The following is a 26120-nucleotide window of genomic DNA, read 5'->3' as shown; positions in this document are numbered from 1 at the left end:
GTATTGCGTGCTTATTATGTTTAGTTCTTGCGTTCGATGACGTATCGGGCGAACTCTTCAAGTGATTTTGTATTGTATGGAATCGCTTCGAGTGCTTGAAGGGCTTCATTCAATAGAGTGTGAGCTTTATTTATCGCACCGTCTAATCCTAGTAAAGAAGGATAGGTGCTTTTATTTAATTCTTGGTCAGAGCCTTGTGGTTTTCCAAGTGTTTCCGTGTCGCCAATAACATCTAATATGTCATCTTGAACTTGGAAGGCAAGACCAATAGCATCTGCGAATTTATCGAGCTGAGGCTGAACCTGAAGACCTTTTTTGCCAGCGGCTAATGCCCCTAAGCGGACTGCACATTTGATTAATGCACCGGTTTTATTACGGTGAACTTCTTCAAGTTCTTCTAGAGTCACTTGTCGGTTTTCTGCTTCTAAATCCAGAGACTGCCCAATACACATGCCTTGTGCGCCAGACGCCTGAGCTAATGATTGAACCATTTTGATTCGCATCACTTCCGCTTCTGCCGCTAATTCACCTTCAGCGAGAATAGAAAATGCCAGAGTTTGCAGAGCATCTCCGGTTAAAATAGCAGTCGCTTCGTCGAATTTAATGTGGCAAGTCAGTTGCCCCCGACGTAGTTCATCGTCATCCATTGCAGGAAGATCATCGTGAATCAATGAATAGGCGTGAATACATTCGATAGCCGCAGCTGGGGTGTCTAATTCGTTTTGCGCACAACCGAGCATTTGCCCTGTTGCGTAAACCAAAAATGGTCTTGCGCGTTTGCCACCGAGTAGTAGCCCGTAACGCATGGCGTCAACGAGTGTCTGATTTTGGTGTGGCAAGCGATCTAACCATGCGTTTAGAACGCGGTTATTCTGTTGTTGATAAGCGGTTAACGCTTCAATCATAACGGATCTTCACTATTATTCCGATGGAGACTCAAACGAGCTAAGTGGTGCTTCGTCGTCATTTTGCAGCAAGATACTGACACGTTGTTCAGCATCGCTTAATTTTGTCTGGCCAGAACGAGCTAAAGCAATCCCACGCTCGAATTTCTTCAAAGCGTCATCAAGGGCTAAATCGCCATTTTCTAACTGATCAACTAAGGTATCGAGTTCGTCAATGGTCGCTTCGAACGACATATTTTCAGGTTTTTTGCTGGCCATAATCTGTCTAGTTTAGCTGTCTAGTTTGGAAATATGGACGAAAGTTACCTTAGGGCGTGGTGATGGTCAAATTTAACCAAAAGAAATTGTTAGAAAAGTGGAGCTTAAACGGTCTCTTTCCTATACCTAAATGACAGTATGCTGTGTTTATTAAAGCTTATGTTGATCAAGTGAGTAAAATACTGTGACGCAATATTGATACATTTAACGGCTGTTGTGATAAAAATGCATCGTTTTCACCTTGATATATTGATCTGTGTGGCGAAATACTTTGAAAGGAATTCCAATAATTTAGTTAAAGATCTTATGATCGGGCCGATAACTAATTTAACTGGCGAAATAATACCAATTTCTCTTATTCTTAAATAACATCAATTTGATCAGTCGCATTGTGTATTGTTGGATTGGTATCAATCTCATATTCGCTGAAAATAGCATGAGGAGTGCTTTGTGGATTTAGCAACGCTGTTAGGACTCATCGGTGGTTTTGCCTTTGTCATCATGGCGATGATTCTTGGTGGAAGCATCATGATGTTCGTCGATGTCACCTCGGTTTTGATTGTTGTCGGTGGCTCCACCTTTGTCGTATTGATGAAGTTCACTGTGGGACAGTTTTTCGGTGCAGCGAAAATTGCCGGTAAAGCTTTCATGTTCAAAACGGACGAGCCAGAAGATTTGATTGCGAAAGTGGTTGAAATGGCAGATGCAGCTCGTAAAGGTGGCTTCCTTGCTCTAGAAGAGATGGAAATTACTAATGGCTTTATGCAAAAGGGCATAGACTTATTAGTAGATGGTCACGATGCTGATGTTGTTCGCGCTGCGCTGCAAAAAGATATTGCCTTAACCGATGAACGACACGATTTTGGTGCCAGTGTTTTTAGAGCTTTTGGTGATGTATCGCCAGCAATGGGAATGATCGGTACATTGGTTGGCTTGGTTGCGATGCTTTCAAACATGGATGATCCTAAGTCGATTGGACCCGCGATGGCGGTTGCCTTGTTAACTACTCTCTACGGTGCGATTTTATCCAACATGGTTTTTTTCCCAATTGCTGATAAATTGTCAATGAGGCGTGAACAAGAGAAGCTAAATCGTCGTTTAATTATGGATGGCGTGCTTGCTATTCAAGATGGTCAAAATCCACGAGTTATCGACAGTTACCTCAAGAACTACCTTCATGAAGGTAAACGTGCTCTTGATGTAGATAACGAGTAAGGAACGCAGTATGGATGATGAAGAAAGCTGTAAATGTCCACCACCGGGGCTCCCCCTGTGGATGGGAACATTTGCTGATTTAATGTCACTACTAATGTGTTTCTTTGTACTACTGCTCTCATTTTCTGAGATGGATGTACTGAAATTTAAGCAAATTGCGGGTTCGATGAAATTTGCTTTTGGTGTACAAAACCGTCTAGAAGTGAAAGATATCCCGAAAGGCACCAGTATCATCGCTCAGGAGTTTAGACCGGGGCGACCAGAGCCAACACCCATTGACGTTATCATGCAGCAAACCATTGATATTACTCAGCAGACCTTAGAGTTTCATGAAGGCGAGTCTGACAGAGCGGGTGGTAATCAGCGAGATAAAGGTAAGCAGACTGGTGGTAAGTCTCCGGAAACATCGACCAAAGATAATCAGAATACCGATCCTCAAGAGCAGCAACAACAGTCTCAGGCGCAAGCAAAAGAGCTAGAGATATTAGAAGAGGCGATTAAAAAAGCTTTAGAGCGAGAGATTGCAGAAGGGGCCATTGAAGTTGAGAATCTTGGGCAGCAAATAGTTATTCGGATTCGAGAAAAAGGTGCTTTCCCTGAGGGTTCTGCCTTCTTGCAACCGAAGTTTAGACCTTTAGTTCGTCAAATTGCAGAACTGGTCAAAGATGTTCCCGGAATCGTGCGTATCTCAGGCCATACCGATGATCAGCGTTTGGATTCTGAACTGTATCGTTCTAACTGGGATCTTTCATCACAACGTGCTGTTTCGGTAGCTCAAGAGATGGAAAAAGTACGTGGGTTCTCTCATCAGCGCTTAAGAGTAAGGGGAATGGCTGATACAGCGCCACTTGGTGACAATGATACCGCAGCTCAACGCTCTCGAAATCGACGTGTAGAGATAAGTATTATGCAAGGTGAACCTCTCTACAGTGATGAGGTTCCATCGGCACCACAGGATCCTTAATACTTGGTTTATTTAACTAATTTGTCTTAAAGCAATAGCTTTGAAAAGGTGAGTGTAATGCTCACCTTTTTTATGTCTGTTACCTCGTGTATAATCTTGCGCCCTTATAGAGCGGTTATTCGATCCGTCTTCTTAATTGAAGATTTGAAAGAGGGTAACCACGTTGCGAAAGCGTTCAACTTGTGAAGTGAAGTATGAAATTTATTGTTAAGCCCCATCCAGAGATTTTTGTAAAAAGTGATTCGGTGCGTAAGCGCTTCACAAGGATTCTAGAATGCAATATTCGCAACGTTTTGCAAAGTCGCACTGAGTCTGTTGCAGTTTTTAACCGTCGTGACCACATTGAAGTGACCGCACAAAGCGATCAGTTTTATAAAGAGACGCTTGAAGTACTGACGCATACTCCGGGTATTCATCACTCGCTTGAAGTGCAGCAGTCTGAGTTTAAAGACCTGCATGATATCTACGAGCAAGTGCTAGAGTTAAATCGCCCTAATATCGAAGGTAAGACCTTTTCAGTACGTGCGAAGCGCCGTGGAAAGCATGACTTTACGTCGATAGAACTTGAGCGTTACGTTGGCGGCGGTCTAAACCAAGCGGTTGAGAGTGCGAAAGTAAAACTGACTAAACCAGAAGTAACGGTCAAAGTTGAAATTGCTAACGAGAAGCTAAACCAAGTTATATCACGTCATAAAGGTTTAGGTGGCTTCCCTCTAGGCACTCAAGAAGACTTGTTAAGCCTTATTTCAGGTGGATTTGATTCTGGTGTTTCAAGTTACCTGCACATTAAACGTGGCTCTAAAGTACATTACTGTTTCTTTAACCTAGGTGGTCCTGCGCACGAGATTGGCGTTAAGCAAGTCGCTCACTTTTTGTGGAACAAGTACGGCTCGTCAGCAAAAGTGAAATTCATCTCTGTTGACTTTGATCCTGTTGTTGCTGAGATTTTAGAAAAAGTTGACGATGGCCAGATGGGCGTTGTGCTAAAACGTATGTTTATGCGTGCAGCAGGTCAAGTTGCTGAGAAGTTTGGTATTCAAGCTCTGGTAACTGGTGAAGCACTGGGTCAGGTATCAAGCCAAACGCTGACGAACCTTCGTCATATTGATAACGTGACAGATTCTTTGATTCTTCGCCCTTTGATTAACTGGGACAAAGAAGACATCATTGATGTTGCTCGCGCTATCGGTACTGAAGACTTTGCGAAAACAATGCCTGAATACTGTGGCGTGATTTCTAAGAAGCCAACCGTTAAAGCGGTAAAAGCGAAGCTAGAAAAAGAGGAAGCGAAGTTTGATTTTGCTATTCTTGATGACGTGGTGACCAATGCTCGTGTGATGGATATTCGTGACATCGCAAAAGAGAGTGAAGAAGCTGCCCCTGAAGTTGAGCATGTTCAGCAAGCTGATAGTCACGCAATCGTACTGGATATCCGTAGCCCTGATGAAGAAGACGGTAATCCATTAGAGGTTGATGGCGTTGAAGTGAAGCATATTCCTTTCTACAAACTAGGCACACAGTTTGGCAACTTGGCGCAAGATAAAGAGTACCTTCTTTATTGTGACCGAGGCGTAATGAGCCGATTGCAAGCGCTATACCTGCAAGAGCAAGGCTTTAACAACGTTAAAGTATATCGCCCTTAGCTTTTGGTTTGATTGGCTATAGGGTCAATCATAAGGCGTTTGAAAGACAATGAAGAACGTGAATCGTGAAAACGGTTCGCGTTTTTTTATATCTTCTGTTTGTGTGAAAAGATGGAAGAAAGCGAATAAAAAGGTCGAGGATAAGAAAAAGAAAAATAAAGAGGAGAGGAAGTCGAGGGGGAGTGGAATTGGATAGATAAAAAAACACCGCCATAAAGGCGGTGCAAAATAATTTGACAGACAGGTCAAAAATACAGGAAGTTGATTTTACCTTTAGGATATCAAGGGAAAATATTGGTAGAAATCTACCTAACTCGAAAATCGAGTCTGCAAACACAACATCGCAACAACTAACCAATTAATTCTGGAGAGAATTAAGCCGTTCAGGCTAGCGCTGCGGGATGAAATATAGAATTTCTCTGGCCGCTAAGCAATCGACAATTTATAATGTTTCAGATTAAAAAAACTAATCCATATTATTGAGTGTCCCTATGTCTAGAAGATTGCCACCACTTAATTCGCTGAAAGTGTTTGAAGCCGCCGCCCGACACCTAAGTTTTACACGCGCAGCCGAGGAATTATTTGTTACTCAGGCTGCGGTCAGCCATCAGATAAAAGCATTAGAAGAATTTTTGAGTCTAAAACTTTTTCGTCGTCGTAACCGTTCGTTACTATTAACCGAAGAAGGGCAGAGCTATTTTCTCGATATCAAAGATATTTTTTCATCGCTTGCCGAGGCAACCGACAAAGTTCTAGAGCGAAGTGAGAAAGGCGCATTAACCATCAGTTTGCAACCTAGCTTCGCAATCCAATGGCTCGTACCTCGTTTAGCAGATTTCAATCAGCAGCAACCGGATATTGACGTAAGAATTAAAGCTGTGGATATGGATGATGGCTCACTCACGGATGATGTTGATGTTGCGATTTATTATGGTCGTGGGAACTGGCCAGGTTTACGTGCTGATAAGTTGTATCAAGAATATTTGGTCCCTTTATGCTCTCCAGCATTGTTACTGGGAAATAAGCCATTAGAAACTCTTGAGGATTTAAAGGCTCACACGTTATTGCACGATACATCTCGTAAGGACTGGAAACAGTTTACTAAGCAATACGAGTTAGAGGGAGTGAATGTTAATCATGGCCCTATTTTTAGCCACTCAACCATGGTGCTACAAGCGGCTGCGCACGGGCAAGGTATCGCTCTTGGGAATAACGTACTAGCACAACCTGAGCTAGAGGCCGGGCGTTTGATAGCACCTTTTGACGAGAAGTTCGTCACTAAGAATGCGTTTTACGTGGTATGCCATGACAAGCAGGCCGACATGGGACGAATTGCGACATTTAGAGATTGGATGTTAGCCAAAGCACAAAGTGAACAAGAGGTGTTTTTAGATGAGTAACTATATTATCGATGGGCAGCTTGATGATGCAATGAAGGAACAGCCATTGTTTATCTTTGCTCATGGTGCCGGGGCTGGCATGGATCATCCGTTTATGCAGCAAGTCGCCTCTGGTTTAGCTAAAAAAGGAATTAAAGTTATTCGCTTTAATTTCCCTTACATGGTCATTCGAGCTAAAGAGGGCACTAAGCGCCCGCCAGATAGAGCGCCAAAGCTTCTGGAAGCCTACAAGCAGGTTATAGAAGATGTGGCCGATAAGCCTGTTGTTATAGGTGGTAAGTCAATGGGAGGACGTATGGCGAGCCTTCTAGCAGAAGAAGAGTTGGTGGCGGGAGTTGCGTGCTTGGGCTACCCATTTCACCCTCCTGGTAAGCCTGAGAAGTACAAAGGTGAACATTTGGCTACGCTTGATAAGCCGTGTCTCATTTTACAAGGAGAGCGTGACACGATGGGAAAGAGAGAAGAGATCCCCGAGTTCGCTCTATCAAAAAGTATCACAGTTGAGTTTATTCCTGATGGTGATCATAGCTTTAAGCCAAGAGTACGTTCGGGCTTTACCGAAGCACAAAATATTGCCTTAACCGTAGAGAAACTTAGCGACTTTATTTTCGAGGTTTACAATGAGAAGTAAGTCATTACTTACGTTCTGCGGATTGTCTGGTGGACTATCCGTTATATTAGGGGCATTTGCAGCGCATGGTTTAAAGGCCATGTTATCGCCTCAGTTACTAAGCGCATTCGAAACGGGTGTGCAGTATCAGTTTATTCATACCATCGCGATTGCGTTATGCGCTATTTTAATTCGGATAAATATTGACTCAAAAGCACGAAAGTATTTTTTCCTTGCCGCGATTTGCTTTATCATCGGCATCCTTTGTTTTAGTGGCAGCCTTTATGCACTCGCTCTGACCGGAATTAAATGGTTCGGACCTATCACTCCGTTTGGTGGTCTACTCTTTATTTTTGGGTGGGGATTGTTTACTGCCGCAGCACTACAGTTAAAAGAGGTTAACAAGTGAAACACGTCATGCTCTATTGCCGCTCTGGTTTTGAAAAAGAGTGCGCAGGTGAAATTCAAGATAAAGCGAATCACTTAGAGGTGTTTGGCTTCCCTCGTGTAAAGAAAAATACCGGTTATGTGCTGTTTGAGTGCTACCAAGAAGGTGATGCAGCCAAATTGATTAAAGCTGTTGATTTTCAATCGCTTATTTTTGCTCGTCAAATGTTTGCAGTTGCTGTGGAAGTAAGCGAACTACCATCAGAAGATCGTATCTCACCCATTTTACAACAATTGAGTGAAGTGGACGGTTTTCCTCGTTGTGGCGATATTCGTATCGAAACACCAGATACCAACGAAGCGAAAGAGCTGCTCAAGTTTTGTCGTAAGTTTACCGTACCGATGCGTCAAGCGATGCGTGGTAAAGACTTACTGTTTAGCAAAGATAGCCCGAAAAAGCCTGTGCTGCATGTCTGTTTCGTAGCTCCGGGCCACTGTTATGTGGGTTTCTCTTATCCTAATAACAACTCAAAATTCTTTATGGGTATCCCGCGTTTAAAATTCCCATCAGATGCGCCAAGCCGTTCAACTCTCAAACTGGAAGAAGCATTTCATGTCTTCATTCCTCGTGATGAGTGGGATGAGCGTTTAGCATCAGGTATGTGGGGCGTTGATTTAGGTGCTTGTCCCGGCGGTTGGACGTATCAGTTAGTGAAACGTTCGATGTTTGTTCATGCGGTTGATAACGGCATGATGGCAGACAGCTTAATGGAAACGGGTCAGGTTAAGCACCATCAAGAGGATGGGTTTAAATTTGAACCGGATCGTAAGAACGTCACTTGGCTTATTTGCGACATGATTGAGAAGCCATCTCGCGTTGCTCAATTGATGGGTGAGTGGATCATCAGTGGTTGGGCTAAAGAGGCGATCTTTAACCTTAAGCTGCCGATGAAAGGCCGCTATGATGAGGTTCTTCAAGATATCGAAAACTTGAAGCAGTTCTTAGAAGAGAACAATGTGAAGTTTAAGCTGCAAGCGAAGCACTTGTATCATGACCGTGAAGAGATCACTGTTCATGTTCAATGTTTATCGAATATTTCAGCGCACTAAGCACACCTGATATATTGAAATCCCACGTATGTTCGCTGATGGCGAGGATAGTGGGATTTTTTGTATCTGTCTTTAAATCGGAATAGCGGTTTGCTAGAGAGATTATTGCTCGGTAAAGCGTAAATCTTGCAGGTTAAATCCTAGCTCTATATCTGTTTTAAGCGCACAAACAATCTTACACGTACGCGCCGATTCAATGTGTTCATCAAATTTCTTACGATATTTAGGAACAAGATCATCAGCAATGAAGGCACTTTCAATATCTGGATATAAATTAAGAATCTCTTTGGCAGCCTTAGGCCCAACCCCCGGAATGCCGGGGACTTGACTCGAACTGATGCCGGTTAACCCCCAGAAATCTGACAGTTGACTTGGCTTCACACCAAATTCTTGTTCAATGAATGGCGCATCTAACCAACGGTGTTGGAAATAATCTCTAATTTGTAGGGTAGGAGAAAGCAGTTGGCAGTAACCTTTATCTGTCGAGATGATCGTTACTTTTTCACCGTGTTTTGCGACTTTTACCGCCAACGTGGCCACTAAGTCATCGGCTTCGTCACCGTCAGAGAGCAGTGAATCAATCCCTAAATTCCACCAAGCTTGTTGAATCTTATCCAAACCATGCATTAGCGGTTCAGGCATTGGTTTGCGATTTTCTTTGTATTTAGGGAGCACTTCTGCTCGCCAACCTCGATCTTGCAGGTGATGATCAAAGACGGCAATAATGTGAGTGGGCTCAGACTCTTTAATGATGCGTTTTAGCGTTCGGCTGGTGGTTTCTATCGTTCTTGTGATATCCGCGGGATCAGGCTGAGCAGAGTGGACGCGACGAATGAGATTGAGCGCATCGATGATCACAAGGTGTATAGACATAACATTCCAATAAATAAGGGCTTATTCAGCCCTTATTGTAATGAATCAATTATAGATTGCCACCGTTGGTGGAGCAGTCGTTACGACTATCGATCGTTGCTTTCCGTTGTGGCTATTTGATAGCACGGAACGTAATCACTACCACCGGGCAATTTCATGCGATTTTGATCGACGAAATCGTTCAGTAGTTTATCCATCTTCTCCATCAGAGCAGCATCACCGTTAATGGTAAAAGGTCCATGTTGTTCAATCTCATGGATTCCTTCTGCTTTAACATTACCCGCGACAATGCCAGAGAAGGCCTGTCTAAGCGAAGCTGCCAAGTTTTCAGCTGGTTGCTCAAGGTGTAGGTCCAAATCAGCCATACTTTCATGAGTCGGCTCAAAAGGGAGCTGAAACTCGGGCCCAATTTTTAACGACCAATTAAAGCTATAAGCATCGCCCGTCTCTTTTCTATACTGTCTGACATCCGGCATAGCTTGGCTGATGATTTGAGCTGCTTTTTCTGGGTCATCGATAACAATTTGATAGTGCTTTTGTGCGTCTTCACCAAGGGTGTCACCGATAAATTTATCAATAGAGCGGAAGTAGCTTTCACTCTCTTTTGAACCAGTAAGAACAATGGGTAGTGGCTGATCGGCATTATCTGGGTGCATCATTATGCCAAGAATATATAGCAGCTCTTCTGCTGTCCCCGGTCCCCCAGGGAAAATAATGATACCGTGAGCCATACGAACAAATGCTTCGAGACGTTTTTCAATGTCTGGCATGATGATCAGTTCATTCACTATAGGATTTGGCGGCTCAGCTGCAATAATTGATGGTTCCGTTAAACCTAAGTAACGACGTTCTTCATAACGCTGTTTTGCATGCCCAATAGCAGCCCCTTTCATTGGGCCTTCCATCGCACCGGGTCCACAGCCGGTACAAATATTCAGTTCACGAAGTCCAAGCTCGTGGCCGACCTCTCTTGTGTATTGATATTCAGTGGGGTTAATCGAGTGTCCACCCCAGCAAACGACAAGGTTCGGCTCAATACCTGGTGTTAGTGCCCCTGCGTTACGCAAAATACCAAACACGAGGTTGGTAATATGTGCCGGGTTAGTGAGGTTGAGTCGTTGGTTATCAGCAAGGTGCATGTTGACGTACACAATGTCGCGCAAAACCGAAAATAGGTGTTCTTGAATGCCTTTAATAATGTTGCCATCGACAAAGGCGTGATCAGGAGCATCGTTTAATTCAAGCTTAATTCCTCGTTCACGGCGGACCACGTTGACATCAAATGACTTGTATTTTTCTAATAATTCTTTGGAGTTATCAGTGTGGCTACCAGAGTTCAGAACCGCTAATGTACAATTTCGATATAGCTGATAAAGATCGCTCGATGCTGTTTTTTTAAGGCGCTCAACTTCAAGTTGAGAAAGCAGATCCATGCTGCCTGCAGGGCTAATATGAGTGATCATAGTCGCCTCCTATTATTGGGGAAATTAATAGCTAGAGAAACAAACACACCAGATGAAAAACGTAAGGTGTATTTATTATCTTAGCAAAGAAATTCTTTATGTAACTATTTGAAAACATTAAATCAATAAAATTCGTGCTACAAAGTTACAAATGGAGATTAAAAAGGGTGAGGAGTGTGAGCGAGTTAAAGCTTACTGAAAGTGCAAAATATAATTGATTAGAGAAAAAGATAGCCATTTGAAGATAGTAGATAAACTTGGGGTTACTTCCAGACTATTTGATTAGTTCCTAAATTTTTGGCTTCGAGAAGGTTTCGGTTGATACGTTCTAATACTTCTTCTGGGGTGTCGGCTTCTTTAAACAGTGTGCTAGTGGCGGATAGCGTAATAGAGATGCTCTTATCTTTGAATTTAAACGGCAGCTTACTCACTTGCCTTTGAATTGTTTGGACGATTTTGTAGCACTCGTTATCTTCACGCTCCGGAAGCAGTAAAATAAACTCTTCACCAGCATACCTTGCGACGGTGTCAGTATCAGAGATTTCTTTCGAAATAGTACGAGCAATAATTTTTAGCGCTTTATCACCCGCGACATAGCCAAAACTATCGTTAATCGCTTTGAACTTATCAATATCGAGAAGAACGACTCGCAGATTGTGTTGCGCTCTAATCCAGCGGCGATACTCTAATTCCATTCGGTCATTAAAGGCCGTACGGTTATACACTTTGGTTAGAGGGTCAAGCAACATGCGCTTAGCTTGATCTTCAAGGCGGCGGCGATGATCCTGAGTTAAATCAAACAAGGCTTCTAATTGCTGTTTTCCGTAACCCATCCGCTCGATAAGGGCTTGCTCTCTTTGCTCTGCATGATTCAATCTTTCAGAAAGAGAGGCGAGTTGAACTAACAGAGGATTCATCTCTTGTTTTAGTTCAGTAATATCAGTGGACGTTGTCATCGTTGACTTAGACTTAACGACCAATGCATCAAGCTCTTTGTTCATGCTTTGTCGCTGCTCAAAGTAGCTTTGGCTTTGATCCACGCTCTGACCTGAGCTTTTTAGTGTGGTAGCGAGTGAAGAGTTTACTTGCTCAAGAAATTGTTCCGAGGTTTTACGTTCAAAATTGGTCCCATCGATAACCAGTTTTAGAACCTGTAGGGTTAGCTCAAGCAAAGACTGTGTGGAAACGCCAAGTAATAACTTTGCTCTGATATCAATCAGTAGGTCACCAGATTCGCCTTCAAAATCCAATTCAGTAATTAAATGCTGAAGTTCGTCCGATAGGCGTGACAGTAATTCTTTATCTGCGGCGTTGTTTATCTCAGATAATGCAGTGTCGGGATTGGAGGTGATGATTTTAATCGAACGTTCATAGATAGCGAGAAGCTGTAGAGCGTGGGTAGAATCTTTAGTGTGTTGAGCGCCAGAGTAACTAAGGAGATCTCTTAAGTCACGCTTAAGCCTAGGCGGTAGCCCAGTTACACGCAGGAGTGTCTCACCGCTGTGCTTGACTTGTGAATCTAGCTGAACAGTCTTTTTTTCCATAGTCAACGTCTGTTGTTTCAGCATTCTTTCTAATACGGCGAGGCGAGGTATTAGAGTGCTGATATCTTTATGTTGCTCAAGCGCATGACGCAAATCAGCTAAGTTGGCGCTTAGTTTTGAATTTTCTTCACCACAAGCATAACTGAGAGATGCAACAATACGCTTAAGAACGTTTTGTTCTCGTTTAAATTTGAACGATGAATCTCGTTGTGTCAAACGAACTTGCTCGAGTTCGCTTTTTAGCTTTAAAAGCTCTAATTCTAAATCTTGTTCGAGAACGCCCATGCAACTTAACTATACGTCGATTATAAAAAGATCAAATATGATCTTATTAACTAATTCATCGATAATAACAAAATAAATCATTACGTCACTGAATCTAAGGTCTGAATGGACAGGATTTATCCATCTTTTAATAGTTTTTTGATGCTGTCCTCATTCTTGTAAGAAGAATGCACTTTTATTAAGCCTTGATTGATTGAATGTTTACATGCTTTTCTTATATTTCCAGTTGCAAGGCTCGCAGCTGGTGCATTTTCAATAGCCTTTAAATAGACCCATTGGCTTGAATGTTCTTTCATACTTAATGTTCGAGCAACACTGGTCGACATAAGTAATATATCAATCAACTCTTTGTCACTAATAGCAGTATAAGCACGTGGTAAAAATGGGTAATCAGCAATTCCGACTCTTACTATTCTCATCATCTCTTGCTCAGATTCAAATTCTTTCACCCATTCCTGTATTTTATTAAATATCTGTTCAGGATCTTTATTATCTTCTCCTTGTGGCTCGATGTAGAGAAGGTTGGCGTCAGAGAAGTGATAGATTCGAGCAGGAGCGACAACTTTTGATTTTAGGAACTCACCAAACGAAGCCTCTAACTTTAGGCCATCTTCATATCCATGCTGCAAGTACATGTTTCTTAAAAATGGAAGATCAATGAGCACGAACTTTAGACGATCATTTAAAGGTTCATTAATCAATTCACCCAGTTGCCACTGTTCAAATTGATGACGGCTATGCGCGAGAGACGTAGGTAACTTATCATTTAGCATGCGTAAGTTGGGTAGCGTTGAACGAGAATGGGTAAACAGTGCGTCATTAAGTGCGGTATTGTCTAAGTTCAGGCGCTGAATCACGTAGCCACGACGAAGCAGAACAATGAATACCAATACACCGAGAGCAAACAAAGCCCAAGAAATACGACGTGATTTGATAAATTTGTCGTGAGTCTCTTTGAGTTCCTCTTTCTGACCAGCAAGGTGCAAAGTTTGCTCTACAAACTCTTTTTGCTGACGAAAGGCTTCTTCGTTGATCAGGTTTAGAGACTGCTGCTGAATACGAGATAATGAATTGAACTGTTTTAGATTCTCTAGCGCTTTAGCTAAATTCCCTTTCTGTTCGAAACCTAAATAAAGTAGTTGGTAGGCTTGTGTTTGAATACTGAGATCTTTTAACTCAATACCTAACTCAAGTGCTTCATTGGCGTAAGCGTATACTAAGACGGGCTCTTTCTTGTGATGGGCCAGACCTGCATTTAATAACAATGCTTCTGCCTTTAGGCTTGGAATATTCGCGTATTCCAACAAGTTCTCTGCTCTGTTTAAATACTGTTCGGTGAGTGAAAAGTTATAAAGCTGAAGATATGTTGCCGCCAAAGACAAACGTATATCAATGACGTTTTCAATCTTGTTGATCTTACGTTCATGATCGATAACGTTGAAGTAATGGACAAGTGCTAAGTTATATTTTGACTGCTGGAAGTAAATATCGCCCATTTGTTTAAGGACATCAGCAAGTACGATTGAACTTTGATAATTATCGTAAAAATCAGCAGCCTGAGATAGGTGTCGAAGAGCGATATCAAAGACTTTTCTCTCATAGAAAAGCTGAGCTAGCAGTCGATTAACTGCCGCCAATTGACCACTTGAGTTATCTTCGATGGCTTGCCAGTACCCTATTAGCAACTGTGAGAGCGCGCGGTTATAGAGTTTATGATTTAGATAGTGCTGGCCAACAGCAATGTGATAATTGATATAGGTAGATTTGGATTTTAATGAGTCAACGTAAGGCTTTACTTTAGCAAAGTATTGATTGGCTAACTCTATATGTCCATCGTATGAGGCGACTTCCGCTTTTAGCATGAAGATTTTATAGTAGATAACACGGGCAAATTGGTCAGCGTGCTTAATTGCACTGTACTTCAGTTGTATATCTTCAATATCTTGATTTGTTTGTTGAGAGTTACGCGTTTGAAGCCACGATAGGCGGCTATTTAGGATCTTAATGCTTAACTTCAAATAGTGGAGACGATACTGAGTCGCTAGTTGCTCTGCTTCGGCTAAACGCACATTTGCAGCGGTGATATTACCGAGGTTGTATTCCGCCTGAGCAAGAATTGTTAATGCGTCAATGGTGCTTGTTGGGGTACGAACCGTACTGTCACTTTCATCACGATTCATTGCCGACGGACTTTCATTTTGATCTGTCATAAGCTTACGCTGAGTGAGGTAATTGAGCGTAAGCGCTTTTGACTGCGCTGGCACTATGCCTAATAAATTATTTGCTTCATTCAGTGTGGCAGAAGAGTAAACACTCGCATTGACGAAAGTTGAAAACAAACAAACCATTAAGCATAGAACTCGCTTCCAGCGCATTGATAGCATCCTAAGTAATTCCTTATTGACGAGCCATTCGTTTATTATGAGCAGGCTTCGCATTTTCCGATGAGCGATATGGATTAATATCTAAGCCGCCGCGGCGAGTATAACGAGCGTATACCGTCAGCTTGGTTGGCTGACAATATTTCATGATGTCAGTATAGATACGTTCAACGCACTGTTCGTGAAACTCATTATGCTCACGAAAAGAGACGATGTATCGTAACAGAGCTTCACGATTAATTTTTTGACCTTGATATTGAATCTCTACACTGCCCCAATCTGGTTGGTTGGTAATTAAGCAGTTAGACTTCAATAAATGGCTGTGTAGCGTTTCATCGACAACTTCTTCGCTGATTGAATTCTCTAGCAGTGTCTCATCAAAATCGTAACTATTGATTTCAATCTCTTGGTTATCAATACAATCACCTTGCATGGAGACAATCGGTTGGTCTGTGTAATCGGTAACAGGGTAAATATTCAATGCCACTGACTCACCCGCACAGGCCGAAAGGTCTGTACGTAATCGTTCAGAAACTTCTTCCCAGTTACTGAATTTAGTTTGATTGTAGCTATTGAGATAAAGCTTAAAAGACTTAGATTCGATAAGGTTAGCACTGGTTGCTGGGATTGCTATTTCACCCACCGCGACCTGTGGCAGACCATTACTATTTAGCCAAGACAATTCGTACATAGTCCAAATATCGCAGCCTAAAAAAGGAAGGCTATCACCAAGGTTCAAATCATCTCGATTCAAACTACGTGGCACTGGCTGAAGTAGGCTTGCATCATATTGATTGGTGTATTGCGTCTTTTGGCCTAATGTCAGCCCTGCAAGCTCTTTGGCATCAGAATATTTGCTCATACTTTGTCTTAAATTAGATTAGAATGGCGAGAATTTTACGCAATCCCTAGCGAACTGTCATTAAATGAAATAGCACTTCGCAGGCTTTCCTTACCGATATTTTGGAGATATTCATGACTTCTCGTACCTCTCAAGCGCTTTTCACATTTAGCCAAAGGTATTTAGATGCATATCAATTAGCACATAACTCGCTTCCTAAAAATGAAGACCTAGTTGAGTTAGTGTCGCCATGTGTAGAAGAAAAGCAGAAAGATAGCGTGCTATGGAAAGCGTATCCACGTGAAAAATATGCCGATTTCACTAATGTTGAGAATGGGATTGAGCTGACATTACATGATGATATTAAAGCATTCTATGGAGCTCAATATAGCGCAGATATGAATGCTAAATGGGAAGGTAATGAATTAACACTGCTGCAGGTTTGGAGTGATGATGATTTTGTGCTTCTACAAGAGAATATCCTCGGTCACTTGGTTACGCAGCGACGATTGAAATTGAAACCAACGGTATTTATTGCAGCAACTGACGCTGAGCTAGATGTTATTTCTATCTGTAATTTGTCTGGTAATGTACTTTTAGAGCGGCTTGGTACCGATAAGCGAGATGTATTGGCGCAAGATCTTCAAGAGTTTCTAACTAACTTAGAGCCTGCTGTTTAGCCAATATTCGAGAAGAAGAACATGTACGTAGTTGAACTGCAATTTGAGTGTTTTGATAACACAACCGTTAGTGCTGTTGATAAAGCCATTAATGGTTTAATGGATGCATTAAGGTATAACGGCCAAGCGCTTGGCCGTGAATTTCCAATAGTGATGGGCGAGGGCGAGTTTTTTGTCCGTGTTGTTTGCCCAGAGCAAGATAGCTTACACCCAAAGCATCACTCCGATTTTGTTAAAGTCTGTTTTGACCGCTTATCTGAAGCGAGTTTGCTAGCTCCTAAAATGCGATTACTTGGAAGAGACTTAAACTCTGAAGAGACTGCGGAAGAAGAGACGCCTAGTTGGCAGATCCTTTACACCACTTTTGTTCATACTTGCTCTCCGCTCCGTAGTGGCGAAACCTTATTGCCAATTCCGCTCTATCGTAATCCGCCTACGTTTAATGGCGATCATAAAGCGCTGATCAAGTGGCAAACTGAGTGGCAAGCGTGTGATGAAATTCAAATGGCGGGGAGCTGCAAAGCTGAATACGCGACACAGAAAGAGATTTGTGATGTGGATAGTTTGCTGTTTCGTCGTGGGTGGGATCTAAGAGGCCGAATTGAGTTTCTAACCAAAGTACCTACCTACTATTACCAATACCGTGTTGGTGGTAAAAGCTTGGCGGATGAAAAACAGCGTAAGTGTCCTAAGTGTGGTGGTGAGTGGTTACTCGAAGAACCTGCACACGACATGTTCCACTTTAAGTGCGATGACTGTCGTATTGTATCTAACATCTCGTGGGATCAGATTAAAACGTACCATTCGTAACTGTCTTTAATTATGGATAGCCTTTGTAAAATAAGGCTTCGTGTAGAAAGAAAAAAGCCGATATTTTCTCACTATAGCTAGTGGACAATATCGGCTTTTTTAATGGTTCAAGTTGTTATGACATTACGGCATAACTTTACTTCAAGAAGCTAAGGGCTGATTACCAACCTTTAACCACACCACCTTGGAAGATTTCAGAAGCAGCATTGTAAACTTCTTCAGTTTGGTACGCTTTAACGAAGTTCTGTACGTTTTCAGCATCAAGATTGTCTTCACGAGAAACGATTAGGTTTACGTATGGAGAGTCTTTGTCTTCAACGAAGATACCATCGTTTTGTGGTGTTAGGTTGATAGAGCTTGCGTAAGTCGTGTTGATGATAGACAGAGCAACGTCATCTAGAGAGCGAGGAAGTTGCGCAGCATCTAGTTCAACAATCGTGATGTTCTTAGGGTTTGTTACGATATCGCGAACCGTTGCTAGTAGACCAGCGCCTTCGCGTAGAGTAATTAGACCTTGTTGCTCAAGAAGAAGCAGTGAACGACCTAGGTTTGTTGGATCGTTTGGAACGGCAATGCGAGCGCCATCTTCGATTTGGTCAACAGAGTCGACTTCTTTTGAGTAACCCGCGATTGGGTATACGAATGTGTTGCCTGCGATTGTGATTTTGTAACCACGGTCAATCACTTGTTGATCAAGGTATGGCTTATGTTGGAATGCGTTAAGATCGATAGAACCATCGTCTAGTGCTGCATTTGGAGTAACATAATCTGTGAAAGTGACTAGCTCAACATCTAGGCCGTATTGCTCTTTAGCAATTTTTGCTGCAACTTCAGCAACTTGTGCTTCAGCGCCAGCCATAACACCAACTTTGATTTTGCTGCTGTCTTCAGCTTTGTCGCCGCAACCAGCTAGAACAAGTGCAGACGCTGCTGCTGCGATGGTTAGTAAACCTTTAAGGCTAAATTTCATGATTATCTCCTTTATCAAAAAATGAATATTGTGTAATTAGCTGCTTTAACGGTGATCGACACGGCGAACAATAGCGTCACCAATCGATTGAATAATTTGTACCAGTACAATTAGCATAACGACCGTTACACCCATGATGACAACATCATATCGGTGGAAACCGTATCGAATTGCGACATCACCTAAGCCGCCTCCGCCAACAGTGCCGGCCATTGCTGAGTAGCTCACTAATGTCACCAACGTAATCGTTACAGCGTTGATGATGGTAGGCAGAGCTTCAGGCAGTAGTACTTTAGTAATAATTTGTGTTGGTGTCGCACCCATTGATTGTGCTGCTTCGACAAGACCTGTCGGTACTTCCAATAGAGCACCTTCAATCAAGCGCGCAACAAATGGAATTGCACCAATCGTTAGTGGAACAATTGCAGCAGTCGTTCCGATGAATGTACCCACTAACAGTTTAGTTACAGGAATAATCGCGACCATCAGAACTAAGAAAGGGACTGAGCGACCGATATTAACAATAGCGCCTAGTACTGCATTGAATTTGGTGTTCTCTAGTAAGCCGCCTTTTTTGGTTGTGTGTAGAATCACACCAAGCGGGATACCAACGCCAAAACCGACGATACCTGCAACGCCAACCATGTAGATTGTTTCCCATGTAGCACCTAGTAACAGGTCTCCATTTAGGCTAAGCCAATCCATCAAACTGTTAAAGGACATAACCAAGTACCTCTACTTTTACTTTGTTCTCACGCAAAAATTCAATTGCGGCATTATCGTCTTGTTCATTACCAAAAAGCTCAGCGACCATCATGCCGAACTTAACGCCGCCAGCGTAATCTAAATCTGAGCTGAGAATGCTCACATCGATATTAAATTTACGAGCGATTTGCGATACTAAAGGCGCATCAACTGTTTCACCGGTAAACTCTAAACGTACTAATGGGTAGCTACCCTCAACACGTGTCTCTTGTAGGCGAACTTGGTAATCTTCTGGAATAGTAAGATCGAGCGTCGAGCGAATGAATTCGTGTGCTAGCTCTGTCTTAGGGTGAGCGAAAATCTCACCAACCGTGCCTTTCTCAACCAACTCACCATCACCAATAATCGCTACTTCGTGACAGATGCCTTTCACCACATCCATCTCGTGCGTAATCAGCAAGATAGTAATGCTAAGTTTGCTGTTGATTTCACGCAGTAGCTCTAAAATAGATTGAGTCGTTGCAGGATCGAGCGCACTTGTTGCCTCGTCACACAGTAGAACCTTCGGGTCAGATGCTAATGCTCGGGCAATAGCAACACGTTGCTTCTGACCACCGCTTAGGTTAGCCGGGTAGGTGTCCCGCTTATCTGATAGGCCAACAAGCTTTAACAGTTCAGAAATTTTTCCTTCGATGTGCTCTTTACTTTTACCTGCTAACTCTAAAGGTAAAGCGATGTTGTCGAATACGGTACGTGACGAGAGCAAGTTAAAGTGTTGGAAGATCATACCTATATTACGGCGAGCTTCACTTAGTTCTGATTTGCTTAGCTTGGTTAAGTCCACGCCATCTACAACGATAGAGCCAGTGGTTGGCGCTGACAGCATGTTCACACAGCGAATCAGGGTGCTTTTCCCTGCACCTGATGAGCCAATCACACCAAAAATGGTGCCTTGCTTGATGTGAAGGTTGATGTCTTTTACTGCCACAATCTCTTTTGTGCCTTGGTAAAAAATCTTGTTTACTTGATTTATCTCAATCATTTTCTTTCCTGTGCAGGGACAACAGAATAATATTTTGAACTGTATCTCATTTAGTAGAGGATGCTATGGTGTTCGCTTATTTGTGTCAATAGATATTTTTACGTCTAGACGTCTAAACGTTCGTTTGTGCTAGTATCAAAAGTAATTAGATAGTGATGAAAGAAATAAAGCGTGCGATAATTCCTGACAATATTAAGTAAATTGAGTATGAATTTTGGCCAAACCAGCAGTGTTTTTAGACCGAGATGGCGTGATTAACGTTGACCATGGTTATGTCCATGACGAACATTCCTTTGAGTTTGTTGAAGGCGTGTTTGAAGCGACTAAGCAACTTCAGGATATGGGGTATATGCTTGTATTAGTCACCAACCAGTCAGGTATTGCACGTGGCATGTTTGATGAAGACCGTTTTTTGTCACTAACTCAGTGGATGGATTGGAACTTTGTCGATCATGGTGTTGATTTTGATGGTTTTTATTATTGCCCTCATCATGCTGAACATGGTGTTGGTAAGTATAAAGAAGAGTGTGAATGCCGAAAGCCAAAACCGGGCATGTTTATTTCAGCACGTGATTTTCTCAAAATCGACATGGCTAAATCAGTCATGGTTGGCGATAAAGCTGAAGACATGATGGCCGCAGAGGCGGCAGGTGTTGGTACTAAAATTTTGGTTCGTACGGGTAAACCAGTAACGGACAAAGGTGAATCGTTAGCGACCACTGTGCTCGATAGCATAAGAGATGTTCCTGCCTATCTATCGAATTAAGAGGTCGCCTAGCGGCCTTTTTTATTTGTTGTACATATGAGGACGAATAAAAAAGTTAAGATGAGATAAAATTAGGAGGTCATTATGCAGAAACGATTGTTGATCCTAATAGCATGTGTTCTTAGTTTACTTGGCTGCTCTCAATCCTCTTCTGTTGATGGGATGAAAGTAAATGAGAGTTTATTCCATACCTATAACTGTGAGTCAGATAAAAGCTTCGACGTTGCGTATATTCCAGATAGTGAAATTGCGGTGTTGCGTGTTGCTGAGAAAGAGTATGCACTTATCCAGATTCGTTCAGGATCGGGTACTCGATATATTCTTAACGATGGTACAGCTGAGGTTGAAAACCCTGTAACGTTGCGCACAAAAGGCGAAGAAGCTCGCTTAGAGCTCAACCAGCACGTTTACAAAAACTGTAAAACACAATAAATTAATAGTAATTAGTCTGTTGAGTACATAACTGAAACACAGCCTTTGATGTACGCAGGCAGTTAGGTTACTTCATAATGTTGGCAATCTTATGGTTTGCCGATAGACACTCCTTTTGATGAAATTCCCCGAGAAGTATGAGCAAAAAACTCACGATTCATGACATCGCAAAGCTTTCTGGCGTTGGTAAATCTACCGTATCACGCGTGTTGACGAACGATCCAAAAGTAAAACCAGCCACACGTGCAAAGGTTGAACAAGTCATCCAAGAGTCTGGCTATATTCCGTCTAAATCTGCGCAATCAATGCGGGGAGGAAGTCAGAAGGTCGTTGGTGTGATTATCTCTCGTTTGGACTCTCCTTCAGAGAATAAAGCGGTGGGAAGCATGCTAAATACGCTATATGCCGCAGGTTATGATGCCGTGATCATGGAGAGCCAGTTTGACAGGCTCAAAACGAATGAGCACCTTGATGTCCTGAAAAAGCGTAATGTGGATGGTGTGATTGTTTTTGGTTTTACTGATTTGGACACTGAAAAGCTAGAGTTGTGGCAGGGGAAGTCAGTTGTCATTGCCATGGATACTGAAGTAACGTCATCTATTAATTATGATAATCATGGCGTTATACACCATGCATTGCAGTATTTATCCGATCTTAACTTACAAGAGATCGCCTTTATTGGGGTTGATCCTAGCGATAAAACTACAGGTAAGTTGCGCTTAGACTCCTATCTGTCTTGGTGTCATGAGCACCAAGTTACTCCCGTCTATCAAACAGGGCAGCTTCATCACGAAAGTGCTTATCAATTGGTGGAGAAGGTGCTGACCAGCTCGACCCAAGCCGTTGTGTGCGCTAGTGATACGCTCGCGCTTGGGGTGATTAAAAAGCTGCAAGAACTTGGTCGTGAAGATGTTATAGTGACAGGTGTCGGAGGCAACGAACTACTCTCTTTTCTTTTCCCTAAAGTGCACAGTATTGATCCGGGTTATACACTTGCAGGACAACAAGCCGCTAAGTTGTTGATCTCCCATGTAAATGGCAATTCTGATCTGGTACATATCACCCAGAACCCGATCATTTCTTAAGTCACTAATTTATATTTGAATTAAAATTATACTGTGATCACACTCAATTTATGGGACTGTTCCCATTTTGATTTGTGATGGAGTCTGTCAGTATGCTTACTAAGTTGTGGGAATGTTCCCATTTCAAGGTGAAACATAGAAAAGACTCGAGTGAGACTCCAATAGGGTGGACAAGGATATGAGCAAGATAGCGAGACAAGACGTTGCGCGTCTTATAGAACTAGTTGGTGGCAGCGATAACATCGCCAGTGTTAGCCACTGCTTAACACGACTTCGTTTTGTGCTGAACGACACTGACAAAGCGGATGAGAAAGCACTAGAATCATTAAGTGTGGTTAAAGGCTGCTTTACCAACGCGGGTCAGTTTCAAGTGGTTATTGGTACTGAAGTCGATGACGTGTATGCCATCCTGATTGAACTTTCAGGTAAATCAGAATCAACTAAAGATGATTCAAAGCTTGCTGCTCGCCAGAACATGAACATCCTAGAGCGTGGGATCTCTCACCTAGCTGAAATCTTTGTTCCACTATTGCCAGCCATCATTACTGGTGGTCTTATTCTTGGTTTCCGAAATGTGATTGGCGACATCAAGATGTTTGAAGGCCAGTCTCTTACTGAAATTAGTCAATTTTGGGCAACAGTGCACTCCTTCTTATGGCTGATTGGCGAAGCTATTTTCTTCTTCCTACCTGTTGGTGTTTGTTGGGCGACAGTAAAAAAACTTGGTGGTACGCCAATTCTAGGTATTACCTTAGGTGTGACCTTAGTTTCGCCTCAACTGATGAATGCCTATTTAATCGGCAAAGAGGTGCCAGAAGTTTGGGACTTCGGCCTATTTGTGATTGAGAAAGTTGGATATCAGGCTCAGGTTATTCCAGCCATGCTAGCGGGTGTCGCTTTGGCGTTCATTGAAACAAATCTTAAACGTATTGTACCGTCGTATCTTTATCTTGTGGTTGTTCCGTTTGTATCCATCATCGTTTCTGTAGTTCTTGCGCACGCATTGATCGGTCCTTTTGGTCGCATTCTTGGCAATGGTGTCGCGTTTGCTGCCAAAGTAGCAATGACGGGTGACTTTGCTGTGATTGGTTCGATGATCTTTGCATTCCTCTACGCACCACTTGTCATTACTGGTATTCACCACACAACCAATGCGGTTGATTTACAGTTAATGCAAGAGCTTGGTGGCACTCCTATTTGGCCGTTGATTGCATTGTCAAATATCGCTCAAGCCTCTGCTGTTGTTGGCATTATCATTATCAGCAAAAAACATGGAGAGCGTGATATATCCGTTCCGGCTGCAATTTCGGCTTATCTTGGTGTCACAGAGCCTGCTATGTACGGCATTAACTTGAAGTATAAGTTTCCAATGCTGAGCGCCATGGTGGGTAGTGCACTAGCTGCGGCGATTTGTGGTAGTGCGGGGGTTATGGCAAATGGTATCGGAGTAGGTGGCCTACCGGGGATCTTGTCGATTCAACCGCAGTACTGGGGGATCTACTCAATTGCGATGTTAGTTGCGATTCTTGTTCCTGCAGCTTTGACTCTGTTCTTTTACAAGCGAGCGCAGCTTAAAGGTGAACTTGAGCCAGTCAGTGCTTAATTGATAACTTTTATAGCTACTCAATTTTCAATAATTCAATTTGGAGTGGCGTTTTGCCACTCCCTCTCAATTTTTCTTTGGTAAGTGAGATCGTTGATGACAATGATAAACGTGGATAAAAACTGGTGGAAGAAGGCAACTATCTATCAAATCTACCCAAAAAGTTTTTGTGATAGTGGGAATAAAGGTACTGGCGACATTCAAGGGATTATCTCTAAATTAGATTACCTGAAGTTACTTGGGGTTGATGCAATTTGGATTACGCCTATCTACGAATCACCCATGATCGACAACGGTTACGATATTGCTGATTATTACAGAGTGAATCCTGATTTCGGCACGATGGATGACTTTGATGAATTACTAAAGCAAGCCAAACAACGCAATATTCGTATTATTATGGATATCGTGGTTAATCACACGTCTACTGCTCATCATTGGTTTCAATCGGCACTTGGTGATGTAAATAGCCCATACCGTGATTACTATATTTGGAAAGATCCGGTCAATGGCGATATTCCCAATAACTGGCAATCCAAGTTTGGTGGCAATGCTTGGGAGTTAGATACGAAAACCAACCAATATTACTTGCATTTGTTTGCTAAAGAACAGGCGGATCTCAATTGGGAAAACCCCAAGGTTCGTGAAGAAGTAAAACAGGTGATCAGTTTTTGGGCTGAGAAGGGGGTTGATGGATTCCGATTAGATGTGATCAACCTAATATCAAAGCAACAAGACTACGCGAGCGATGACATTGGTGACGGTCGCCGTTTCTATACTGATGGTCCGCGGGTACATGAGTATCTACAAGAAATTAGCGAAGCGGTATTTAACAAATATGGCAGTGTCACCGTTGGTGAGATGTCATCAACTACACTAGACCACTGTCAGCAGTACTCTTCAAGTGATGGTAAAGAGCTTTCAATGGTGTTTAACTTTCATCATCTAAAAGCGGATTACAAAAATGGTGAGAAGTGGACCAACGCGCCATTTGATTTCTTGCAGCTAAAACAAATATTTAATCATTGGCAGGTAGGGTTAAATGGTAAAGGGTGGGGAGCACTCTTTTGGTGTAATCACGATCAGCCTCGGGTTGTTAGCCGTCTAGGTAACGATACCCAATATCGCGTAGAATCCGCCAAAATGCTCGCAGCTTCCGTTCACATGATGCAGGGGACACCGTACATATATCAAGGTGAAGAGATAGGAATGACCAATCCTGGTTATACAGAGATATCTCAGTATCAAGATGTCGAAAGTACCAATATGTACGACATCATGGTTAACCAACAAGGTGTGAGTCACGAAGAGGTGATGGCTATTTTGGCGAAAAAATCTCGTGATAACTCTCGAACACCTATGCAATGGGATAGTTTGGAGTTTTCTGGATTTTCGAAAGGAATGCCGTGGCTTGACGTTGCTGAAAATTATACTGAAATTAATGCTAATCAAGCAGTAGATGATCCCAACTCCGTGTTCTATTTCTATCAAAAACTGATTCAACTGCGTAAAGAGATCGACGTTATTACTACGGGCAACTATCTTGATCTGTTGCCAGAGCATGACGCTATATTTGCTTATCAAAGGAAAAGTGAGACTCAGACGCTGATCTGTTTGAATAACTACTATGGGGCTGAAGTTGAGTGCGTACTGCCTGATGAAGTTGATGCTAAAAAGGCGCGTTACTTACTTGGTAATTACCAAAGTATTGAAGGGCAGGTAGTGTCTCGCCATCAGGTGTTAAAGCCTTATGAAACCAAGATTATCTTAATTGAGTCATAGTACGTTGGTTAAAACCCCCTAACTAGGTGCTTTCAAGTGGTTCAATTTTTAGACCTCGCTCTGTCGAGGTCTTTTTTACATCTGATAATTTTTAACGGAATAAGTGCCTTTTGATATCTTTTAAAACCAAAGGCACTGGGGTTAGGGTATTCCAAATGCAAAAAAGCCAGCTCAATGAGCTGGCTTTCGAAATATGGTGGGGGGGGACGGATTCGAACCATCGAAGGCGGAGCCGGCAGATTTACAGTCTGCTCCCTTTGGCCACTCGGGAACCCCCCCAGGGGTTTTATGCTTTCACAAGCAAAACTCAGAATGTTTTCCCAACACGTTTTCTAAGTTGTTCTCACCGCTAATTAAAGCGTCGAG

General features: G+C 42.5%; 24 protein-coding genes and 1 tRNA gene. 14 read left to right on the top strand and 11 right to left on the bottom strand.

The window, feature by feature from the left end:
- Window positions 1-20: 20 nt before the first annotated feature.
- Both ispA and xseB read right to left on the bottom strand, forming a co-directional pair.
- Entirely contained in the window at window positions 21-905 is an 885-nt protein-coding gene (gene ispA, locus L4D20_RS21145; RefSeq protein WP_428803577.1) for a (2E,6E)-farnesyl diphosphate synthase, read from the bottom strand.
- Window positions 906-920: 15 nt separating this feature from the next.
- Window positions 921-1163, bottom strand: a complete 243-nt coding sequence (gene xseB, locus L4D20_RS21140; protein ID WP_428803576.1) for an exodeoxyribonuclease VII small subunit — start codon at window positions 1161-1163, stop codon at window positions 921-923.
- A gap of 450 nt (window positions 1164-1613) precedes the next feature.
- On the opposite strand from xseB, the gene pomA reads away from it, so the two are divergent.
- From pomA to rlmM, 7 genes are all read left to right on the top strand, one after another.
- Window positions 1614-2378 carry a flagellar motor protein PomA gene (gene pomA, locus L4D20_RS21135; protein WP_428803575.1) on the top strand — a complete coding sequence of 255 codons (765 nt, stop codon included), beginning with the start codon at window positions 1614-1616 and terminating at the stop codon, window positions 2376-2378.
- A 10-nt stretch (window positions 2379-2388) separates the two neighbouring features.
- Window positions 2389-3342 carry a flagellar motor protein MotB gene (locus tag L4D20_RS21130; protein WP_428803574.1) on the top strand — a complete coding sequence of 318 codons (954 nt, stop codon included), beginning with the start codon at window positions 2389-2391 and terminating at the stop codon, window positions 3340-3342.
- Between the two features lie 194 nt (window positions 3343-3536).
- Window positions 3537-4985, top strand: a complete 1449-nt coding sequence (thiI, locus tag L4D20_RS21125; RefSeq protein WP_428803573.1) for a tRNA uracil 4-sulfurtransferase ThiI — start codon at window positions 3537-3539, stop codon at window positions 4983-4985.
- A 491-nt stretch (window positions 4986-5476) separates the two neighbouring features.
- Window positions 5477-6385, top strand: a complete 909-nt coding sequence (locus L4D20_RS21120; RefSeq protein ID WP_428803572.1) for a transcriptional regulator GcvA — start codon at window positions 5477-5479, stop codon at window positions 6383-6385.
- Window positions 6378-7016, top strand: coding sequence for an alpha/beta fold hydrolase (locus tag L4D20_RS21115; protein ID WP_428803571.1), 639 nt, complete (start codon window positions 6378-6380; stop codon window positions 7014-7016). Before L4D20_RS21120 ends, L4D20_RS21115 begins: the two co-directional genes overlap by 8 nt.
- Window positions 7006-7404, top strand: a complete 399-nt coding sequence (locus L4D20_RS21110; RefSeq protein WP_428803570.1) for a DUF423 domain-containing protein — start codon at window positions 7006-7008, stop codon at window positions 7402-7404. The genes L4D20_RS21115 and L4D20_RS21110 overlap by 11 nt, the downstream gene beginning before the upstream one ends.
- Entirely contained in the window at window positions 7401-8492 is a 1092-nt protein-coding gene (gene rlmM, locus L4D20_RS21105; protein WP_428803569.1) for a 23S rRNA (cytidine(2498)-2'-O)-methyltransferase RlmM, read from the top strand. Before L4D20_RS21110 ends, rlmM begins: the two co-directional genes overlap by 4 nt.
- Before the next feature lie 102 nt (window positions 8493-8594).
- Here rlmM and xni read toward each other — a convergent pair whose 3' ends face one another.
- The 5 genes from xni to queF form a co-directional block, all read right to left on the bottom strand.
- Complete coding sequence (gene xni, locus L4D20_RS21100) at window positions 8595-9365, bottom strand: flap endonuclease Xni (protein ID WP_428803568.1); 771 nt, start codon at window positions 9363-9365, stop codon at window positions 8595-8597.
- An 86-nt stretch (window positions 9366-9451) separates the two neighbouring features.
- Entirely contained in the window at window positions 9452-10828 is a 1377-nt protein-coding gene (gene ppnN, locus L4D20_RS21095; RefSeq protein WP_428803567.1) for a nucleotide 5'-monophosphate nucleosidase PpnN, read from the bottom strand.
- Between the two features lie 263 nt (window positions 10829-11091).
- Entirely contained in the window at window positions 11092-12657 is a 1566-nt protein-coding gene (locus L4D20_RS21090) for a GGDEF domain-containing protein (protein ID WP_428803566.1), read from the bottom strand.
- A gap of 116 nt (window positions 12658-12773) precedes the next feature.
- Entirely contained in the window at window positions 12774-15032 is a 2259-nt protein-coding gene (locus L4D20_RS21085) for a tetratricopeptide repeat protein (RefSeq protein WP_428803565.1), read from the bottom strand.
- Between the two features lie 22 nt (window positions 15033-15054).
- Window positions 15055-15900: an NADPH-dependent 7-cyano-7-deazaguanine reductase QueF gene (queF, locus tag L4D20_RS21080; protein ID WP_428803564.1), complete on the bottom strand. Its 846-nt coding sequence runs from the start codon at window positions 15898-15900 to the stop codon at window positions 15055-15057.
- A gap of 113 nt (window positions 15901-16013) precedes the next feature.
- Between queF and syd the strand changes: the two genes are divergently transcribed.
- Both syd and L4D20_RS21070 read left to right on the top strand, forming a co-directional pair.
- Complete coding sequence (syd, locus tag L4D20_RS21075; protein ID WP_428803563.1) at window positions 16014-16559, top strand: SecY-interacting protein; 546 nt, start codon at window positions 16014-16016, stop codon at window positions 16557-16559.
- Window positions 16560-16580: 21 nt separating this feature from the next.
- Window positions 16581-17369 (top strand): Zn-ribbon-containing protein, encoded by a 789-nt coding sequence (locus L4D20_RS21070; protein ID WP_428803562.1) that lies wholly within the window; start codon window positions 16581-16583, stop codon window positions 17367-17369.
- Between the two features lie 160 nt (window positions 17370-17529).
- Here the strand turns inward: L4D20_RS21070 and L4D20_RS21065 are convergent, their stop codons facing one another.
- Genes L4D20_RS21065 through metN form a run of 3 tightly spaced genes read right to left on the bottom strand, consistent with a single transcriptional unit; the run spans window position 17530 to window position 20086 of the window.
- A complete protein-coding gene (locus L4D20_RS21065; RefSeq protein ID WP_428803561.1) occupies window positions 17530-18339 on the bottom strand; it encodes a MetQ/NlpA family lipoprotein in 810 nt (269 codons plus the stop codon).
- Window positions 18340-18384: 45 nt separating this feature from the next.
- On the bottom strand, window positions 18385-19062 hold the full coding sequence (locus tag L4D20_RS21060; protein ID WP_428803560.1) for a methionine ABC transporter permease: 678 nt from the start codon (window positions 19060-19062) through the stop codon (window positions 18385-18387).
- Window positions 19052-20086 (bottom strand): methionine ABC transporter ATP-binding protein MetN, encoded by a 1035-nt coding sequence (metN, locus tag L4D20_RS21055; RefSeq protein WP_428803559.1) that lies wholly within the window; start codon window positions 20084-20086, stop codon window positions 19052-19054. The genes L4D20_RS21060 and metN overlap by 11 nt, the downstream gene beginning before the upstream one ends.
- 214 nt (window positions 20087-20300) lie before the next feature.
- Here metN and gmhB point away from each other — a divergent pair, with 214 nt between their 5' ends.
- The 5 genes from gmhB to treC all read left to right on the top strand — a co-directional run bounded on the left by gmhB (window position 20301) and on the right by treC (window position 25754).
- Window positions 20301-20852 carry a D-glycero-beta-D-manno-heptose 1,7-bisphosphate 7-phosphatase gene (gene gmhB / locus L4D20_RS21050; protein WP_428803558.1) on the top strand — a complete coding sequence of 184 codons (552 nt, stop codon included), beginning with the start codon at window positions 20301-20303 and terminating at the stop codon, window positions 20850-20852.
- Window positions 20853-20936: 84 nt separating this feature from the next.
- Window positions 20937-21284 (top strand): MliC family protein, encoded by a 348-nt coding sequence (locus L4D20_RS21045; protein WP_428803557.1) that lies wholly within the window; start codon window positions 20937-20939, stop codon window positions 21282-21284.
- Window positions 21285-21421: 137 nt separating this feature from the next.
- Window positions 21422-22369: a trehalose operon repressor TreR gene (treR, locus tag L4D20_RS21040; protein ID WP_428803556.1), complete on the top strand. Its 948-nt coding sequence runs from the start codon at window positions 21422-21424 to the stop codon at window positions 22367-22369.
- Window positions 22370-22547: 178 nt separating this feature from the next.
- Entirely contained in the window at window positions 22548-23972 is a 1425-nt protein-coding gene (gene treB, locus L4D20_RS21035; RefSeq protein ID WP_428803555.1) for a PTS trehalose transporter subunit IIBC, read from the top strand.
- A gap of 96 nt (window positions 23973-24068) precedes the next feature.
- Entirely contained in the window at window positions 24069-25754 is a 1686-nt protein-coding gene (treC, locus tag L4D20_RS21030; RefSeq protein WP_428803554.1) for an alpha,alpha-phosphotrehalase, read from the top strand.
- Window positions 25755-25948: 194 nt separating this feature from the next.
- Here treC and L4D20_RS21025 read toward each other — a convergent pair.
- A tRNA-Tyr gene (locus tag L4D20_RS21025) sits at window positions 25949-26033 on the bottom strand.
- Window positions 26034-26120: the final 87 nt, after the last annotated feature.

Source organism: Vibrio kyushuensis, from assembly GCF_050337325.1.
GTDB classification, from domain to species: Bacteria; Pseudomonadota; Gammaproteobacteria; order Enterobacterales; family Vibrionaceae; genus Vibrio; species Vibrio kyushuensis.
The sequence above is the reverse complement of the archived record's forward strand: the minus strand, read 5'-3'. Positions and strand labels throughout refer to the sequence as shown.